We start from the raw sequence: 19436 nt of genomic DNA, 5'->3' as shown, positions 1-19436 counted from the left end.
GGGACCGTTGTTTTATCGTTACCTTAACGCCATTCTGTTGAGCCCCTGACGGCCGAGCATCGCCACATTGAAATATCTAGCTTCTTTCCATAACACGTTAAAGGTTTCACGCTATCTGTTCAGAGCGCTGGCGATACTGCTGTGGGTGCTGGTCGCTTTTGTTTCGGTGTTTTACATCGTCAATGCGTTGCACGATCGCGAATCGGAAATTCGCCAGGAATTTAACCTCAATGCCGATCAGGCGCAGCGCTACATACAGCGTACGGCCGATGTGATCAAAGAGCTGAAATACGTTGCCGGCAACCGGCCGATGGACGGTAGCGAAGGCGGCGATACGCCGGTGCAGCGCGGTGATATTACGATCCCTGATTTTGAACCGCTCTACCCGGATTCCGACTGCGCGCTGATGAGTACGACCTGGCGTAACTCGCTGCAGTCACTGGCGTGGTTTATGCGCTACTGGCGCGACAATTTCTCAACGGCCTACGACCTCAATCGTATTTTTATGATTGGTAGCGACAATCTGTGTATGGCCAACTTCGGCCTGCGCGATATTCCGCTGGAGCGGGACCAGGCGTTAAAAGTGCTGCATCAGCGCATTGAGCAGTATCGCGACGCGCCGCAAAACGAGCGCGGTAACAATCTGTTCTGGATAAGCCAGGGCGTGCGTCCGGGCGTTGGCTATTTCTATGCGCTGACCCCAATCTATGTGGCGAATCGCCTGCAGGCCATGCTTGGCGTAGAGCAAACCATCCGCATGGAAAGCTTCTTTACCCCAGGCAGTTTGCCGATGAACGTGACGATTCTCGACGATAGCGGACAGACGCTGATCTCGCTTGCCGGGTCGGATAGCAATATTAAACCGGATGCGAAGTGGATGCAGGAGCGTCTGTGGTTCGGCTATACCGCCGGTTTTCGCGAGCTGGCGATGAAAAAAAGCCTGCCGCCGTCATCGTTGAGCATTGTCTATTCGGTGCCGGTGGATCAGGTACTGGAACGCATCCGGATGCTGATACTGAACGCCGTGGTGCTCAATCTGCTTACCGGCGGGCTCCTTTTTGCGCTTGCCCGCATGTATGAACGGCGGATTTTTATTCCGGCTGAAAACGACGCCCAGCGCCTCGAAGAGCACGAGCAGTTCAACCGAAAAATCGTTGCCTCCGCGCCGGTGGGGATCTGTATTTTACGTACGATCGACGGCACCAATATCCTGAGTAACGAGCTGGCGCATAACTATCTCAATATGCTAACCCATGAGGATCGGCAGCGGCTGACGCAAATTATCTGCGGCCAGCAGGTGAACTTCGTCGATGTGCTGACCAGCAACAATACCAATCTGCAAATCAGCTTTGTCCACTCGCGCTACCGTAACGAGAACGTGGCGATTTGCGTGCTGGTGGATGTCTCTGCGCGCGTCAAAATGGAAGAGTCGCTGCAGGAGATGGCCCAGGCCGCCGAGCAGGCCAGCCAGTCGAAATCGATGTTCCTTGCCACCGTCAGCCACGAACTGCGAACGCCGCTGTACGGGATTATCGGTAACCTCGATTTATTGCAGACCAAAGAGCTACCGAAGGGCGTCGATCGTCTGGTGACGGCGATGAACAACTCTTCCAGCCTGCTGCTGAAAATTATTAGCGACATCCTCGATTTCTCGAAAATTGAGTCCGAACAGCTCAAAATTGAGCCGCGGGAGTTTTCGCCGCGCGAGGTCATGAACCATATTTCCGCCAACTATCTGCCGCTGGTGGTGCGGAAACATCTCGGGCTGTACTGCTTTATTGAACCTGACGTACCGCAGCTGATGTCCGGCGATCCGATGCGCCTGCAGCAGGTTATTTCAAACCTGCTGAGTAACGCGATTAAGTTTACCGATACCGGCTGCATTATCCTGCACGTAGAGCGGGCGGAGGATTATCTGCGCATCAGCGTACGCGATACCGGGGAAGGGATCCCGGCGAAAGAGGTCGTACGCCTGTTTGACCCGTTCTTCCAGGTGGGGACCGGCGTGCAGCGCAATTTCCAGGGGACCGGACTCGGTCTGGCGATTTGTGAAAAGCTTATCAGCATGATGGATGGCGATATTGCCGTTGAAACCGAGCCTGGTATGGGCAGCCGCTTCACTATTCGTATCCCGCTTTATGGCGTACAAAATACGCCGTCGCCGAATATTGATGGCCTGGCGGAAAAATGCTGCTGGCTGGCGATTGATAACAGCTCGCTGGCGCTGTTCGTCGAGCAGTTGCTGAAATACCACGGTATTCCGGTCCGTCATTTTGCCGGGCAAGCGCCGGGCGCGGAGGATATTCTGTTGACCGATAGCGAGACGCGTAACGCCTGGGACGGCTGCGCGATGGTGATCTTCTCTCGTCGGCATATCGGTATTCCGCAGGAGCGGGCGCCCGGCGAGTGGCTGCATAGCGTGGCCACGCCGCACGAGCTGCTGCCGCTGCTGGCCCGCATCTTCCATATTGCCATGGCCAGTACGGAAAACGGCCCTGCGCTATCCGCGGCGGATGCGCAAACCGCCAGCAATGATGACATGATGATTCTGGTGGTGGACGATCATCCGATTAACCGACGTCTGCTGGCCGATCAGCTGGGATCGCTGGGCTATCAGTGCGTGACGGCAAATGACGGGGTCGATGCGCTGAATGTCCTGAGCAAGCAGCATATTGATATCGTGCTCAGCGACGTCAACATGCCGAATATGGATGGTTATCGCCTGACCCAGCGCATTCGCCAGCTAGGGCTTACGCTGCCGGTTATTGGGGTGACCGCCAACGCGCTGGCGGAGGAGAAGCAGCGCTGCCTGGAGTCCGGTATGGACAGCTGCCTTTCAAAACCGGTCACTCTGGATATTATCAAGCAGACGCTGACGGTCTACGCCGCGCGGGTACGTAAGGGCAGGGAATAAAAGATGTTTCCCGGATAGCGCCGCGCTATCCGGGAAGAGAGACGTTAGTCTTTGTCCGTTGAGCTCAGGGAAACGGAAGAGAGGTAGTTGAGCAGGGCGATATCGTTTTCCACGCCGAGCTTCATCATCGCCGATTTTTTCTGGCTACTGATGGTTTTGATACTGCGGTTGAGCTTTTTGGCTATCTCGGTGACCAGGAAGCCTTCGGCGAACAGACGCAGTACTTCACTCTCTTTGGGCGACAAACGTTTGTCGCCGTAACCGCCGGCGCTGATTTTTTCCAGCAGGCGCGAAACGCTTTCCGGGGTGAATTTTTTGCCTTTTTGCAGCGCGGCGAGCGCCTTAGGCAGATCGGTCGGCGCACCCTGTTTCAGGACGATCCCTTCGATGTCCAGATCGAGAACCGCGCTCAGGATCGCCGGGTTGTTGTTCATTGTCAGTACAATGATTGACAGGTCCGGGAAATGACGCTTGATGTATTTAATAAGCGTAATGCCATCGCCGTATTTATCACCGGGCATCGATAAATCGGTAATCAGGACGTGTGCGTCCAGTTTAGGCAGATTGTTAATTAATGCGGTGGAGTCTTCAAACTCGCCAACAACGTTCACCCACTCAATTTGTTCAAGTGACTTACGAATACCGAACAGTACGATCGGATGGTCATCGGCAATAATTACGTTCATATTGTTCATGTATTAGGCTACCTTGCTACAGCAAGCTCTTGACGTAAACGTCAATGTCGCTGATATATTTTTCTATGCCTTGCGCATCTTTTTCACGAATCAGATGCTCAAGCGTTTCACATAACTGCTTGCCGGGTACCAGATTTAGCATAGCAAATGCCCCTTTGAGGCGGTGGGCGGTTTGCGCCAGCGCGGCGAAATCGCCCGTCGCCAGTTCATTATACAGCCTCTTAACATCATCTGGTACCGTGTCAGCAAACAGCGTGTAATAGCCGCTGGCATGCAGTTCGGCGTTACTTTCATTCCCGGGAGAGGATGGCTGCTCCTCTTCCTCAGCAAGCTGCTGCTCAATCAATTGCAGGATAGCTTCCTGCAGCGCAGCGCTGATATTAAAGTTTACGCGGAGCTGACCAGGACCAATCTTATGAACCCGGGCTTCATCATCGCTTAAAAGCAAGCCCGAAGCAGTAAGATTAGACGGATTATCCGTTAAAAAGAGATCATATTGTTGACTTGTGATTCTGTCATCCGGAGTGATGCAGGTAGCTCCCCAGCTCTCCAGCTGACGGGTCACGATACGGCGGACTTCATTGGCGGTCACATCAAGCATGATCACCACTTCATCCAGCAGATGTTCACCCGAATCACTCTCCTCCGCGCTGGCGGCCATTTTTAGATGCAGGGAGTAGCGGGTACCCAGCGATTCGCGCGCTTTGATATTGAGCTGTCCGCCGAGCTTGCGCGTCAGGCGATCGCAGAGCCAGAAGGTGAGGGCGTTGGCTTTGCCGTAAAGGTCTGCCTGCGTATCGTTGAGGAATGGAAAGTGCATATTGTCGATTTCGTTCGCCGAAACCCCGTTGCCGGTATCCAGAATACGGAAGGTCAGACGATCGTCCGCGGATTCATCTTTACTGACTTCCAGGGTTATTTTGCCAATAGGCGTGGTGGTCACCGAGTACTGAATCAGCAGTAAAAGGGTGCGGCGCAGGGCGTCGCGATCGCCGTAGCGCTGCTCATTGGCCGGTAGCGAGTTGTTAATCAGCAGCTGCAGACCTTTACGTTTGATGATGGGCAGGACTTCAGGTACCACTTCATCGATCAATTCCTGAATTGAGAACAGGTCCTGAACGCTCTTCCAGCTATCGCTCTCCAGCAGGTTTGCCAGCTCTATTTCATCAACCAGCTGTACCAGTTCATCGGCATGCTGGGCCAGCCTGCGGCTTTCGGCCATGCCGAGCACAGCAGCTTCTTCCGCCAGCGTTTGCGCCGGCTGTTTCAGCGCCGTGCCGATATGCTGCATAAACGCCGTACGGCCCTGCTGGTTTTTCTCATACAGGCGCTGGGCCTGCTTGAGTTTCTTATTCACCAGCACCTCGCGGTCCTGATCGCGAATAATAAAGATTTGCGTGCGCGGCGACACCTGGCTGCGGAACTGACGGATTTCATACAGTTCATTGTTCACCGTCGCCTGAATCACGCCCTGGTGCTGATCGGCCATGTTGATGATGTTTTGCAGATTCAGATGCGGCAGCAGATGATCGGCAATCGGATTGCTGATCACCGTCCGGTTAGCTTCCTGATCGTGCACCAGCAGCCCCAGCGGCAGCAGAGAAACTATCTCTTCGTGAATGGCGCGCTGGGCGCGTAATTCACTATTGGCGGCCGAGGAAACGGCCGTCCCCACGATGCTTTTGCGGCCGCTGTAGTGACGGAAGGTGGTAAATCCGAACAGCGCCAGCGCCAGCAGGCCAATGTTCAGCAGCAGCGGCAGTAAAATACTCTGCAAGGACTCCAGAATCAGCTCGCTAAAGGGCACCATCCAGACCAGGCGCATACCGGTGGTATTAATCGTGGTGATAATTTCAATCTGCGGGCCGTTAAAGTTAATGCTGACGATGTCGGCGGTTTCTTTATCCGGATTGGCGCTGACGTTCTGCGACGGATCGGGCTCCAGGCGGAAACTCTCCAGCGACATACTGGGAGGGATGAGATCGTTAATGGGCAGATCGAAGGCCACAACGGTCGCCAGGTGGCCGGGCTGGTTAAAGGTGGTGCGTAACGTAAAGTAGTAGCCGTTTTGCCAGGCGAGGTGGCGCAGCGACGAAAACGTCTCGCGTTCATCTAACGTGTTGGCCTGCAGCAGCATTTCTGCCCGTCGTGATTCAACGACGCTGCTGATGGTCGACTCTTTGAAGCTGGAGGAGAGATCTTTTAACGGCAGCGTTGAAACCAGAATCAGGCTGTTATCCAGGCCGTTAAGGTAATACATCGACCAGGGAATAGTCTCGGCGCCCCACAGGATATCGAGATAGTTGGAGATTTTTTGCGTCATTTCCAGCGTTGAGCTGTCATGGGAGCCAAAAATCAGCGCTTCAGTTTTGCGCCGGGGTTTCTCAAGGTAGTAAACGTCCTGCTTTAAACGCGTCTCTTGTAACCCTGTTTCTGCGGCTGAACTGGACGAGGTCGCGGCAATGTTGTCATAGATTTGCCAGGTGGCGTAGCGCCAGGTATCAATGCGTTTATGTAAGTCGTAGCTGACATCGACAACCTGGTAGCTTTTATCTTTTAGCCAGGTGTTAACGGCGCTTTGGATCATGACCCCCATCGTCGCCAGCAGGACGATGACCATGAGAATAAAGAAGCGGGTAATGTTGCCGGGTATCAGGGAAAATTTTTTCGGGGTCATCGTGTGAGAGTACGACTCATCAGTATGTGTAAACGGACTGTTGCACCAAGTTAACCGGGGGCAGCGCAGATGCTATGAACAGTATAAAGGTTAACGTCCAAAATCCATACATCTGAATACTATACAACGACTTTTTTGCCTTGAGATTTATCCCAAACCCGCGCGGCGAGCAAAGATGTACGGCCCGAGTGATTTTGTACAATTATTTACGGATTGACTAACGGAAATAGCACTAAATAACAAGAAATTATATAAACAGCCTTGAGTTTATTCGCAAGCTGTTTGATTAATAACCGTTATTTTTTTCGCCGGTAGCATAGAATAATTAAAGATGTGTAAAGAAGGGTAAAAAAAACCGGATGCGAGGCATCCGGTTGAAATAGGGGTAAACAGACATTCAGAACTGAATGACGGTAATAAATAAAGTTAATGATGATAGCGAGGGTAATTTTAGTCGCAGACGAGAATTTTGTTTTACCATTCAGTGCTATAGATATGTAACCGTGTAACTCATTGACAGGGATTAAAAATTTTTATTTTTTGATTATTAGTGCTTATTTCACTACCCATTTAGGACCGAAAAAAAGTTCCCTCATATTTACAAATTGAAACATCTTGTGGGTATTTTGAAACATCTTAGAAGTTTTAGTATCATATTCTTGTTGGATTATTCCTCGTTTTGCAGCACAATGAAATAGCCGACTGATTAGAAGGGTAATCAGTAAGCAGTGGCAATAATAAAAGGCATATAACAAACAGAGGGTTAATAACATGAAAGTTAAAGTACTGTCCCTCCTGGTACCGGCACTGCTGGTAGCAGGCGCAGCGAATGCGGCTGAAGTCTATAACAAAGATGGCAACAAATTAGATCTGTACGGTAAAATCGACGGTCTGCACTATTTCTCTGACGACAAATCTTCCGATGGCGACCAGACCTACATGCGTCTGGGCATCAAAGGCGAAACTCAGATCAACGACCAGCTGACCGGTTACGGCCAGTGGGAATACAACGTTCAGGCTAACAACACCGAGAGCTCCAGCGATCAGGCGTGGACTCGTCTGGCATTTGCTGGTCTGAAATTCGGCGACGCGGGTTCTTTCGACTACGGTCGTAACTACGGCGTTGTCTACGACGTAACTTCCTGGACTGACGTTCTGCCGGAATTCGGCGGCGACACCTACGGTTCTGACAACTTCCTGCAGTCTCGCGCTAACGGCGTGGCAACCTACCGTAACTCTGACTTCTTCGGTCTGGTTGACGGCCTGAACTTTGCTCTGCAGTATCAGGGTAAAAACGGCAGCGTAAGCGGCGAAGGTACTTCCCCGACCAACAACGGTCGTGGCGCTCTGAAACAGAACGGCGACGGTTACGGCACCTCTCTGACCTATGATATCTACGACGGTATCAGCGCTGGTTTCGCGTACTCTCACTCCAAACGTAATGGCGATCAGAATAACCTGTCCAAAGGTCGTGGTGACAACGCTGAAACCTACACCGGTGGCCTGAAATATGACGCCAACAACATCTACCTGGCGACTCAGTACACCCAGACCTATAATGCTACTCGTTTCAGCGGTAGCGGTGATTCTGACTCCATCAGCGGTTTTGCTAACAAAGCGCAGAACTTCGAAGTGGTTGCTCAGTACCAGTTCGACTTCGGTCTGCGTCCGTCCGTGGCTTACCTGCAGTCCAAAGGTAAAGACATCGAAGGTTTCGGCGATCAGGATCTGCTGAAATATGTTGATGTAGGCGCGACCTACTACTTCAACAAAAACATGTCCACCTACGTTGACTACAAAATCAACCTGCTGGACGACAACGAGTTTACCCGTCGTGCCGGTATCTCTACCGACGACATCGTTGCACTGGGCCTGGTTTACCAGTTCTAAGCACGCTGAAGTTTGAAAAAAGGCGCCGATGGCGCCTTTTTTTATGCCCGGTTTAACCTTGCTGGTGTACTCTTTGCGCCTTAGCCAGAGGAAGCCAATTTTATGGATATCACTTTTTTCCGCGCCGCCCTGTTCGGCGCCTGCGTATTACTTTCAGGCTGTGATTCAGCCACCACTCCCCAGACGCCAAAATCCGCCGCCACCGTGCTGGAGGGTAAAACCATGGGCACATTCTGGCGGGTTAGCGTCATCAACGTTGATGAGTCGAAGGCCGAGGCGCTGCGCCAGAAAGTTCAGGCTCAGCTGGATGCCGACGATCGTCTGCTTTCCACCTGGAAGAACGATTCAGCGTTGATGCGCTTTAACCATTCGCCGGGCACCTCGCCGTGGCCGGTCAGCGAGGCGATGGCGGATATCGTGACGATGTCGCTGCGCATTGGCGCAAAAACCCATGGCGCCATGGATATCACCGTCGGGCCGCTGGTCAATTTATGGGGCTTTGGCCCGGATAAACAGCCGGTCAAAACGCCGGATGCGCAGCAGATTGCCGCGGCGAAAGCGCGCAGCGGATTACAGCATCTGACGGTGATCAACCAGGCCGGCAAGCAGTTTCTGCAAAAAGATATTCCGGATCTGTTTGTCGATCTCTCTACCGTGGGTGAAGGCTACGCCGCGGATCATCTGGCGCGCCTGATGGAGCAGGAGGGGATCTCGCGCTACCTGGTCTCGGTGGGCGGCGCGCTGGCGAGCCGGGGAATGAATGCGGAAGGGCAGCCGTGGCGGGTGGCGATCCAGAAGCCAACCGATCGCGAAAACGCGGTACAGGCGATCGTTGATATCAACGGCCACGGCATCAGCACCTCCGGCAGCTATCGCAACTACTATGAGCTGGACGGTAAGCGCATCTCGCACGTTATCGATCCGCAAACCGGGCGGCCTATCGATCATAAACTGGTTTCGGTGACCGTTATCGCCCCAACGGCGCTGGAGGCCGACGGCTGGGATACCGGGCTGATGGTGCTGGGGCCGGAAAATGCGCGTGACGTAGTACGCGAACAGGGGCTGGCGGTCTATATGATTATCAAAGAGGGGGACGGGTTTAAAACCTGGATGTCGCCGCAGTTCCGCACTTTCCTCGTTGGCGAGAAAAATTAAAGCGCAAGATTTCGGGTTTTTGATGACGGACTTCGGCCCACACTGAAGATACACTTACAGCAGGAGTCCGTGATGAAAACGATAATGATTGATACCGATGAGCGCCGCTGGCAGGCGGTATGCGAACGCGATGCCAGCGCTGATGGTCAGTTTGTCTTTGCCGTGCTGACCACCGGCGTCTGCTGCCGCCCCTCCTGCCGCTCGCGCCGCGCGCTGCGGGAAAATGTTCGCTTTTATCCTGATGTGGCAACCGCGCAGGCGGAAGGCTTTCGTCCGTGCAAACGCTGCCAGCCGGAAAAAACCGATCCGCAGCAGCAGAAGGTAGAGAAAGTGGCTGCCGCGTGCCGTCTGCTGGAGCAGGAGACGCCGTTAACGCTGGAAGCGCTGGCACGCCAGCTTGCGGTCAGCCCCTTTCATTTTCACCGCCTCTTTAAATCCGTCACCGGAATGACCCCTAAAGCCTGGCAACAGGCGTGGCGAGCTCGCCGTTTACGCGAAGCGCTGGGGCAGGGGGAGAAAATTACCGATGCGGCGCTCTCTGCCGGTTTTCCGGATAGTAGCAGCTACTACCAGCAGGCTGACGCCGCGCTGGGAATGACCGGCCGCCAGTTTCGCCGCGGCGGGGGGGATATTGATATTACCTGGGTATGCGGTGACGGTCCGCTGGGGCGCTGTCTGGTGGCTGAGAGTGAGCGGGGCGTGTGCGCCGTGCTGCCCGGAGAGGACGACGCCTTGCTCTATGCGGAATTAGCCAGCCTGTTCCCCAATGCGCGGCTGCATCCGGGCGACGAGATTTTTCGTCAGCGGGTGGCGCAGGTATTTTCCCATCTTGATGACCACCGGCAGCCGTTTTCCCTGCCGTTGGATCTGCGCGGCACGGCGTTTCAGCTTCAGGTCTGGCAGGCGCTGCGTCAGATCCCGGCGGGGGAGACCCGCAGCTATCGCCAGGTCGCGCAAAGTATTGGCCGCCCCCGCGCGGTGAGGGCGGTGGCAAGCGCCTGCGCTGCGAATAAACTGGCGCTGGTTATTCCCTGTCATCGGGTCGTTCGCGAGGATGGGGCGCTATCCGGCTATCGTTGGGGTACGGCGCGCAAGGCGCTGCTGCTGGCGCGAGAAGCGTCATCCGAGGAGAAATAATGCTCGATCTTTTTGCCGATACGCCGCCCTGGCAGGAGCCGCTGGCTCCGGGGGCGATAATTTTGCGCCGCTACGCCCGAGAGCGCGCGCCGGCGCTTTTGCAGGCAATCAGCGAGATTGCCTGCCGTTCGCCTTTTCGCCAGATGGTCACCCCCGGCGGCTATACCATGTCGGTGGCGATGACCAACTGCGGCGAGCTGGGCTGGACCACCAACCAGCACGGCTATCTTTATGCTGCCGACGATCCGCTGACGGGCAAGCGCTGGCCGCAGATGCCGTCGCTTTTCCGCGAACTGGCCGCAGAAGCGGCGGCGGCGAGCGGCTATGCGCGCTTTACCCCGGATGCGTGTCTTATCAACCGCTATCAGCCGGGAACGAAGCTGTCGCTGCATCAGGATAAAGACGAGCAAAACCTGCGAGCGCCGATTGTTTCCGTCTCTCTGGGGCTTCCGGCGATATTTCAGTTTGGCGGCCTGCGGCGTAACGATCCGCTGCGGCGGGTGCTGCTGGAGCACGGCGACGTGGTGGTCTGGGGCGGCGAATCGCGGCTGTTTTACCACGGTATTCAACCGCTGAAAGAGGGCATCCATCCGGCTACCGGCGGCTGTCGTTACAATCTCACTTTCCGCCTGGCGGGTAATAAAGAATAAAAATAAGAATTATTCTTGCTGTCATCGTCGAGCAGTTTAAACTGCTGGCTGTTTTTGCTTGCCCGGATTACGCGTTATGGAACTTCTTCTTCTTGTCTGGCGCCAGTATCGCTGGCCGTTTATCTCCGTCATTGCCCTGAGCCTGCTGAGCGCGGCGCTGGGTATTGGGCTTATCGCCTTCATTAACCTGCGCCTGATAACCCTTGTCGATACCTCCCTGACGGTCCTGCCGGAGTTTCTCGGGCTGTTATTGCTGTTGATGGCGGTCACCCTCGGCTCGCAGCTGGCGCTGACCACGCTCGGCCACCATTTCGTTTACCGCCTGCGCGGCGAATTTATAAAGCGCATCCTTGATACGCAAATCGAGAAGATCGAGAAAATCGGCAGCGCGTCGCTGCTGGCCGGGCTAACCAGCGATATCCGCAATATCACCATTGCCTTCGTGCGCCTGCCGGAGCTGGTACAGGGGATTATTCTGACCTTTGGCTCCGCCGCTTATCTGGCCTGGCTGTCAGGAAAAATGATGCTGGTTACCGCCCTGTGGCTGGCGTTGACCATCTGGGGCGGATTTATGCTGGTATCGCGGGTTTATAAGCATATGGCGTCGCTGCGCGAAAGCGAAGATAAGCTGTATCACGACTACCAGACGGTGCTCGAAGGTCGCAAAGAGCTCACTCTCAACCGCGAGCGCGCCGAATATGTGTTTACTCAGCTCTATCTGCCGGACGCGCGCGAATACCGGCACCATATTGTTCGCGCCGATACCTTTCATCTGAGCGCGGTCAACTGGTCGAATATTATGATGCTGGGCGCGATTGGCCTGGTCTTCTGGATGGCCAACAGCCTGGGCTGGGCCGATACGGCGGTGGCGGCGACCTACTCGTTGACCCTATTATTCCTGCGCACGCCGCTGCTCTCGGCGGTAGGCGCGCTGCCCACTCTGCTCAGCGCGCAGGTGGCATTCAACAAGCTGAATAAGTTTTCGCTCGCGCCGTACCGCGCTGAGTTCCCGCAGCCGCAGGCGCATCCCCACTGGCAGACGCTCGAGCTGCGCGACATCACCTTCCATTATCCTGACAACAGCTTTGCGGTCGGGCCGATCAACATGACCCTCAAGCGCGGCGAACTGGTCTTTCTCATCGGCGGTAACGGTAGCGGGAAATCGACGCTGGCTATGCTGTTGACCGGTTTGTATCAGCCCCTTTCCGGGCAGATCCTGGTTGACGGGCAGCCGATGGCGGCGGATAAGCCGGAAGATTACCGCAAGCTGTTCTCGGCGGTGTTTACCGACGTCTGGCTGTTTGACAGACTGCTGGGGCCGGAAGGGAAGGCGGCTGACCCGACGCTGGTGGAGAAGTGGCTGGGTTATCTGCAGATGAACCATAAGCTACGGCTCGACGATGGCAAAATCCTCGACCTGAAGCTGTCAAAAGGGCAGAAAAAGCGCGTGGCGCTGCTGCTGGCGTTAGCGGAAGATAGAGATATCATCATGCTGGATGAATGGGCGGCGGATCAGGACCCCCATTTCCGCCGTGAGTTCTATCAGGTGCTGCTGCCGCTGATGAAGGAGATGGGTAAAACCCTCTTTGCTATAAGCCATGACGATCACTACTTTCAGCACGCCGACAGGCTGCTGGAAATGCGCGGCGGTCAGCTTTCTGAGCTGACCGGAAATGAGCGCGAGCTGGCGACCCGCGACGCGGTCGCCCGTACCGCCTGATCGCTTTACGCCGTCCCGGAGGCGCCAGCCGACCTCCGGGCTTCCCGCAGGCTGCTGTTTTTTCCGTCGACTGAATTCATAGCGGTTATTATTTCCGCCTCCTCGCGCTATGCTTAAGGCTTCCGGCCTGCTGGTCTGACAGATATTTTTACAAGGATTGCCTGACCGATGTCCGTTTTGCATAAAAAAAGCGCCAGATTGCGTGACGAAGAGCGCGCCCGCCTCATTTGGCTCCTGAGCACCGATAAAGCCGTCACATCCTCGCTGCTGGGTAAATTAACCCTCGCTGAACGTTACGATGACAGCACGCTTGCCGACGATCTGGCGGAAGTGGAGATGCTGGTTTCCCACCTGCCGCCTCCGGACCTTGCCGATGCGCTCGAAGCGCTGCCTTACGATGCGCGCAACGCGCTCTGGCGGCTGGTCGCTGATGATAAGCGCGGTGAAGTGCTGCTGGAGGCATCGGAAAGCGTCTGGGGCGACCTCATCGAGGAGATGAGCGATCACGACCTGCTGTTCGCGCTGCAAAATCTCGATATTGATGAACAGGTCTACCTGCTGCAGCACCTGCCGCGCGATCTGACCGGACGTTTGCTGGCCACGCTGCCCGCGGATAAGCGCGCGCGTATTCGCCAGATGATGCGCTACGCCGACAATACCGTCGGCGCGATCATGGAGTTTGAAGTCATTACCGTTCGTCCGGAAGCCACTCTCGCGGCGGTACAGCGCTATCTGCGGCGACTAGGGAAAATGCCGGAGAACACCGACAAACTGTTTGTGACCACCCGCAATAAGCTGCTGCTCGGCGAACTCGAGCTGCAAACCATTCTGCTTAACGATGCGCAGAAGCGGGTGGGGGAAGTGATGGAAGGCGATCCGGTGACCTTCCAGCCGCACGAGGACGCGGAAAAAGTCGCGCGTACCTTTGAACGTGATGACTTACTCAGCGCGGCGGTGATTGATGCCGACGGCAAGCTGATGGGGCGCTTAACCATCGATGAGATCGTTGACGTGGTCTACGAGGAGACGGATAACGATCTACGCCGGATGGGCGGCCTGAGCAACGATGACGATGTGTTTGCCCCGGTGAGCAAAGCGGTGAAGACCCGCTGGGCCTGGCTGGCGGTCAATCTGTGCACCGCCTTTATCGCCTCCCGCGTTATCGATGGTTTCGAGCACACCATTTCGCAACTGGTGGCGCTGGCCTCGCTGATGCCGATTGTCGCCGGAATCGGCGGTAACACCGGTAACCAGACGATCACCATGATCGTGCGGGCGATGGCGTTACAGCATATTCAGCCGGGAAGCTTTTCGTTCCTGATCCTGCGTGAGATGGGCGTCGCGCTGATCAATGGGATCGTCTGGGGCGGGATTATGGGGGCGATCACCTGGTGGCTGTACGACGATCCGCAGCTGGGCGGCGTAATGACGCTGGCGATGATGCTCAACCTGTTGATGGCGGCGATGATGGGGGTGATTATCCCGATGGTGATGGTCAAGCTGGGACGCGACCCGGCGGTCGGCTCCAGCGTGATGATTACCGCTATTACCGACACCGGGGGATTCTTTATTTTTCTTGGGCTGGCGACGCTTTTTCTGATGTAGCCTGCGCTTGAGTGCGCAGACGGCGAGGGATCAGGGCCATTGAGAGCAGGCCTGCCAGAACGCCGATTGCCAGATTGCTGGTACCGACGGTCGCGCCGACGGTCACCAGCATCACCAGCGTTTCCGGCCACGGATTGCGCGCCAGCTCCGCCGGACGAATGCTGTGCCAGCTAAAGGTTTTTACCGCCACTATCACCATCACGCCGGCGAGCACGGCCATCGGGATTCTCGCCATCACTTCGCTTAACGCGGTTACCAGCAATAGCAGTACCAGGCCTGCGGCAACGGTCGAGACACGGCTGCGCGCTTTGCCCATTTCAACGTTAACGATGGTCTGACCGATCATCGCACACCCGGCGATGCCGCCGTAAAACCCGGCGAGAATGTTGGCGACGCCCAGACCGGCGCTCTCGCGCGCCTTACTGGAAGGGGTGTGGGTCAAATCGTCTACCAGCTTCGCCGTCAGAAGCGACTCCATCAGGCCGACAAAAGCGATGCTCAGCGCGCAGGGCCAGATGATGCGCAGCGTGGTTAAGTCGAGGGGCACCATCAGGCTGGTTAACCCCGGCAGTCCGCCGCTCATGGAGCCTTCGTCGCCGACGGTCGGCAGCAGCTGGCCGCTGAAAACGGTAAACAGCGTCAGCAGAACGATAGCAATCAGCGGAGAAGGGATCGCTTTAATAAAGCGCGGCGCCCACAGGACAATCAGCAGCGTCAATACGAACAGGCCGATAATCAGCGGCTGCTTGCTCCAGAAATGCGGTACCTGAGCAAAAAAGATGAGAATACCCAGCGCGTTAACAAAACCGGTCATCACCGGCTGCGGGATAAAGCGCATCAGGCGCGCCATGCCGCATAGGCCAAACAAAATTTGAATAACGCCTGCCAGCACGACCGCCGGCAGAATGTAGCCGACGCCGTATTGGTGCACCATGGGCCCGATAACCAGCGCCACCGAGCCGGCGGCCGCGGTGACCATCGCCGGCCGGCCGCCGAGGACCGACATCGCCAGGCACAGTACCACGGAGGCAATCAGGCTAACTTTCGGGTCAACGCCAGCGATGACGGAGAAGGAGATGACTTCGGGGATCAGGGCCAGCGCGGTGAGCACGCCTGCCAGCGTTTCACGCGTCAGCAGCGCGGGCGAGCGCAGTATCTGGCCTAATGCGCCAGCGTGACCAGAGGTAGCGGAATCGGAAACTGGGGGCATAAAAAAAGTTCGCAGAATTTAAAAAATTTTGGCCGGGATCGGTCGCTGCTTACGTGCGGTCGGTCACAAAACCGAGGATAATAGCGCGGATACATCGCTGACACCAGTACAAAATGTGATTTGTGATACACATTTATTAAACATTTTTATAACAGATCTCAAAACTCAACTTAAAATTTAAACAATATTTAAATTTTTTTTCTTCAGTGTTACCTTTGAAGCCGAGAATCGTTTCACCTGCGCTAAATAAAAAAGCGAGTAAAGTAAGGCTCAAATCCGATGAAGAAAAAGATGGCCGTACCCAGCTCACAGGCGGTTGGTTCCAATAACACTCGGACCAACACCCGCCATGAGCAAGAGACGGATGTATTGTTGATTGGCGGCGGCATCATGAGCGCCACGTTGGGAACCTGGCTGCAGGAACTGGAGCCGGACTGGTCTATTACCATGGTCGAGCAGATGTCCAGCGTCGCGGAAGAGAGCTCGAACGGATGGAACAACGCGGGCACCGGCCACGCGGCGCTGATGGAATTGAACTATACGCCGCAAACCGCTAACGGTATCAATATCGATAAAGCGGTTGATATCAACGAATCTTTCCAGATTTCTCGTCAGTTTTGGGCCCACCAGGTGACCCGGGGCATTCTGAAAAAGCCTAAATCCTTTATTAACAGCGTGCCGCACATGAGCTTCGTGTGGGGCGAAGACAACGTGAACTTCCTGCGCGCCCGCTATGCGGCGTTACAACAAAGCGAGCTGTTCCGCGGCATCCGCTACTCTGAAGATCATCAACAAATTAAAGAGTGGGCTCCGCTGGTGATGGAAGGGCGCGATCCGCAGCAGAAGGTGGCCGCGACCCGCTCGGAAGTCGGCACCGACGTGAACTACGGTGAAATTACCCGTCAGCTGATCGCCGGACTGCAATCCCATGATAATTTCTCGCTTCAGCTGGGTACCGTGGTCCGTCGCTTTAAGCGCAACGCCGACAAGAGCTGGAGCGTAACGCTGGCGGATGCGAACAATCGCCACCAGAAACGGGTTATCAGGGCTAAATTTATCTTTATTGGCGCCGGCGGCGCCGCGCTGACCCTGCTGCAGGAAACCGGTATTCCGCAGGCGAAGGAGTACGCGGGCTTTCCGGTCGGCGGTCAGTTCCTGGTTTGTGAGAACCCGGAAGTGGTGACTCACCATCTGGCTAAAGTCTACGGTCAGGCGGAAGTGGGCGCGCCGCCGATGTCGGTTCCGCACATCGACACCCGTATTATCGACGGCAAACGCGTGGTGCTGTTTGGGCCGTTCGCGACCTTCTCAACCCGCTTCCTGAAAAACGGTTCGCTTTGGGATCTGCTGGCCTCCACCAACACGTCGAATATCATGCCGATGCTCAACGTCGGGCTGGATAACTTCGATCTGGTAAAATACCTGATTAGCCAGGTGCTGCAAAAGGACAAAGATCGTCACGCGGCGCTGTGCGAGTACTATCCGGAAGCGCGCAAAGAAGACTGGCGCTTATGGCAGGCCGGCCAGCGCGTGCAGATTATCAAGCGCGACGCGAAGAAGGGCGGCGTTCTGCGCCTGGGAACCGAAGTCGTCAGCGATGATGAAGGCACGGTAGCCGCGCTGTTGGGCGCCTCGCCGGGTGCTTCCACCGCGGCGCCAATCATGCTGCAGCTGATGGAGAAAGTGTTCAAAGAGAAGATCAACTCAGCGGAGTGGCAGGCGAAACTGAAAGCGATTATCCCGAGCTACGGTACGCGTCTGGATGGCAACGCAGCGGAAATTGAAAAGGCGCTGGCGTGGACCAGCGAAGTGCTGGAACTGCGCTATGAGCCGCTTACCGAGGCTGATAACGTTCCGCAGGCGACGCTGAAGCCGCTGCCGGAAGGGAAACCTATCGCTGACATCGCGCTGTAAGCGCTTCTCCGGCGGCGCAGGCCGCCGGATTCACTCTTCAGGCATTAACGCTCAACCGCTACGCCGATGGTTTCGTCCGCTCTCCAGATACGATATTTCACGTCGATATTCGCCGGGGTATAAACCACGATGGGCAGCTTGCTGTTATAGCGCAGCATGCCCGCATCGCCCAGGCCTGCCATCACAAACTGCTTCTCTTTTTTACCATCCGGGCAGGCCATCATGGTTGAGACGGGCGACGTCACTTTATCAAATACGTAGTAGTCGTAGCCCCAGCCTTCCAGGGTTTTGCTTTCCAGCTGGCCGCCAAGGCGGTGGCGATTGCAGTCGACTTCCAGCGTCTGGCCAATCATCAGCTCGACTTTTAATGCGGATTCATCCTGCTGCTGCGGCAGCTGAATCACCTGACGCTTCATCCCTTGTTCCGCCTTTGGAAACGGGGCGATCTTCTCCAGCGGCTGCTCAGCTGCAGCGGCGCTGGTGGACATGCAGGCAACGGCCAGCAGGGAGGCAGCAAACGTAGTGATTTTTTTCACGTGGGTAATCCTTTGTTATCAATCATAAACAGCATAATGTTAGCATTTGTTACGTTGATAGGCAGTGGCGTTTACCAAAATTTTCACAAATACCAGTTATAAATGCTGCTTATGGGCGCGGGGGGAGGGGATTTCATCGCGGTTGAGCAAGGGGCATTCCCCCTGACCTCGCTGTCCCCGCGATGTTGTGCAATACCGCCCGCTACTCCTCGTGATTTTTACCCTCTTCTAAGAAATCCTCATCAAGCTCATCGATGTTTCCGGCGTGATCGCGTCCGGACAGCAGGTTCCAGCAGGCGATAAACAGGGCGGCGATCAGCGGGCCGATAACAAAGCCGTTGATGCCGTAGATTTCCATTCCGCCGATCGTGGTGATCAGGATCAGGTAGTCCGGCATTTTGGTATCTTTACCCACCAGTAAAGGTCGCAGAATATTATCAACCAGGCCTACGATGATCACAAAGAAACCGACGATAAACGCGCCCTGCCAGAGCTGACCGGTCGCGAAGAGATAGATCGCCGCAGGAACCCAGATAATCGCCGAGCCCACCGCCGGGATCAGCGACAGAAACGCCATCAGCGCGCCCCACAGGATGCTGCCATCAATGCCCACGATCCAGAACGCCAGTCCCCCAAGCGCGCCCTGGGCGAGCGCGACCGCCACGGTGCCTTTGACCGTCGCCCTGGCGACGGCGGCAAATTTGGCGAAAAGATGCTGCTTCACGTGATTTGATAGCGGCAGGGATTCCAGAATCAGCCTGACCAGGTAAGGACCATCTTTTAGCAGGAAAAACAGCAGATAAAGCATGATGCCGAAGCTGATGGTAAAACCGAACGTGCCTTTACCAATCAGGAATGCGCTACCGGCCAGGTACTGGCCTCCTTTAAGCGCAACGTCCGAAAGCTGCCGCTGAATCTGTTCCGCGCTATCAAGATTATGCTCTGAGAGGAAGCTCCTTGCCCATTCCGGCAGGTGAGCAAACAGGCTGGCTACCACGGTCGGGAACTGGGTATCGTTATGCTGCAGTTTGGTGTAAACCACGTTGAGCTCGAAGGCCAGCGACGAGAGAATGATCGCCAGCGGGGTAAACACGATCAGACAGATAATCACTATCGTCAGAAACGCCGCCAGGCCGTTACGCTCGCCGAGCCGATCGCGCAGCTTGTTCTTCACCGGGTGGAAGATCACCGCCAGAATGGCCGCCCATAAAATGGCTGAATAATAGGGGGAGAGAACGTCGAAAAAAGCAAGGGTGACGATCAGCACGATCAGGATGAAAAATCCTTTCGTAAGTCCATTAACTCTCATGTAAATCCTTCAGAAAAATGACGT

At 55.5% G+C, this 19436-nt stretch carries 13 protein-coding genes; 8 read left to right on the top strand and 5 right to left on the bottom strand.

Features of this window, described 5'->3' with window-relative positions:
• Positions 1-67 precede the first annotated feature (67 nt).
• Positions 68-2914, top strand: coding sequence for a two-component system sensor histidine kinase RcsC (gene rcsC / locus BJF97_RS20295; RefSeq protein WP_014230216.1), 2847 nt, complete (start codon positions 68-70; stop codon positions 2912-2914).
• Positions 2915-2958: 44 nt separating this feature from the next.
• Here the strand turns inward: rcsC and rcsB are convergent, their stop codons facing one another.
• Both rcsB and rcsD read right to left on the bottom strand, forming a co-directional pair.
• Positions 2959-3609, bottom strand: coding sequence for a response regulator transcription factor RcsB (gene rcsB, locus BJF97_RS20290; protein WP_004103995.1), 651 nt, complete (start codon positions 3607-3609; stop codon positions 2959-2961).
• A 16-nt stretch (positions 3610-3625) separates the two neighbouring features.
• The gene (rcsD, locus tag BJF97_RS20285; RefSeq protein WP_014230215.1) at positions 3626-6286 is read right to left on the bottom strand and encodes a phosphotransferase RcsD; all 2661 of its coding nucleotides are present in this window, start codon (positions 6284-6286) and stop codon (positions 3626-3628) included.
• Positions 6287-7057: 771 nt separating this feature from the next.
• Between rcsD and BJF97_RS20280 the strand changes: the two genes are divergently transcribed.
• The 6 genes from BJF97_RS20280 to mgtE all read left to right on the top strand — a co-directional run bounded on the left by BJF97_RS20280 (position 7058) and on the right by mgtE (position 14443).
• On the top strand, positions 7058-8176 hold the full coding sequence (locus BJF97_RS20280; protein ID WP_014230214.1) for a porin OmpC: 1119 nt from the start codon (positions 7058-7060) through the stop codon (positions 8174-8176).
• A gap of 102 nt (positions 8177-8278) precedes the next feature.
• The gene (apbE, locus tag BJF97_RS20275) at positions 8279-9331 is read left to right on the top strand and encodes an FAD:protein FMN transferase ApbE (RefSeq protein WP_014230213.1); all 1053 of its coding nucleotides are present in this window, start codon (positions 8279-8281) and stop codon (positions 9329-9331) included.
• 72 nt (positions 9332-9403) lie between these two features.
• Positions 9404-10468, top strand: a complete 1065-nt coding sequence (ada, locus tag BJF97_RS20270; RefSeq protein ID WP_014230212.1) for a bifunctional DNA-binding transcriptional regulator/O6-methylguanine-DNA methyltransferase Ada — start codon at positions 9404-9406, stop codon at positions 10466-10468.
• Positions 10468-11118: a DNA oxidative demethylase AlkB gene (gene alkB / locus BJF97_RS20265; RefSeq protein WP_014230211.1), complete on the top strand. Its 651-nt coding sequence runs from the start codon at positions 10468-10470 to the stop codon at positions 11116-11118. The genes ada and alkB overlap by 1 nt, the downstream gene beginning before the upstream one ends.
• Before the next feature lie 76 nt (positions 11119-11194).
• A complete protein-coding gene (locus BJF97_RS20260) occupies positions 11195-12838 on the top strand; it encodes a multidrug ABC transporter permease/ATP-binding protein (RefSeq protein ID WP_014230210.1) in 1644 nt (547 codons plus the stop codon).
• 168 nt (positions 12839-13006) lie between these two features.
• Positions 13007-14443, top strand: coding sequence for a magnesium transporter (mgtE, locus tag BJF97_RS20255; protein ID WP_014230209.1), 1437 nt, complete (start codon positions 13007-13009; stop codon positions 14441-14443).
• Here mgtE and BJF97_RS20250 read toward each other — a convergent pair.
• Positions 14406-15653 (bottom strand): SulP family inorganic anion transporter, encoded by a 1248-nt coding sequence (locus BJF97_RS20250; RefSeq protein WP_014230208.1) that lies wholly within the window; start codon positions 15651-15653, stop codon positions 14406-14408. The genes mgtE and BJF97_RS20250 overlap by 38 nt on opposite strands.
• Before the next feature lie 279 nt (positions 15654-15932).
• Between BJF97_RS20250 and mqo the strand changes: the two genes are divergently transcribed.
• Positions 15933-17567, top strand: coding sequence for a malate dehydrogenase (quinone) (gene mqo / locus BJF97_RS20245; protein ID WP_014230207.1), 1635 nt, complete (start codon positions 15933-15935; stop codon positions 17565-17567).
• A gap of 44 nt (positions 17568-17611) precedes the next feature.
• Here the strand turns inward: mqo and eco are convergent, their stop codons facing one another.
• The gene (eco, locus tag BJF97_RS20240) at positions 17612-18103 is read right to left on the bottom strand and encodes a serine protease inhibitor ecotin (protein ID WP_014230206.1); all 492 of its coding nucleotides are present in this window, start codon (positions 18101-18103) and stop codon (positions 17612-17614) included.
• A gap of 202 nt (positions 18104-18305) precedes the next feature.
• A complete protein-coding gene (locus BJF97_RS20235; RefSeq protein WP_009653963.1) occupies positions 18306-19412 on the bottom strand; it encodes an AI-2E family transporter in 1107 nt (368 codons plus the stop codon).
• Positions 19413-19436: the final 24 nt, after the last annotated feature.

Origin of the sequence: Klebsiella sp. LTGPAF-6F, assembly GCF_001753185.1 — a bacterium.
GTDB lineage: Bacteria > Pseudomonadota > Gammaproteobacteria > Enterobacterales > Enterobacteriaceae > Klebsiella > Klebsiella michiganensis.
The sequence above is the reverse complement of the archived record's forward strand: the minus strand, read 5'-3'. Positions and strand labels throughout refer to the sequence as shown.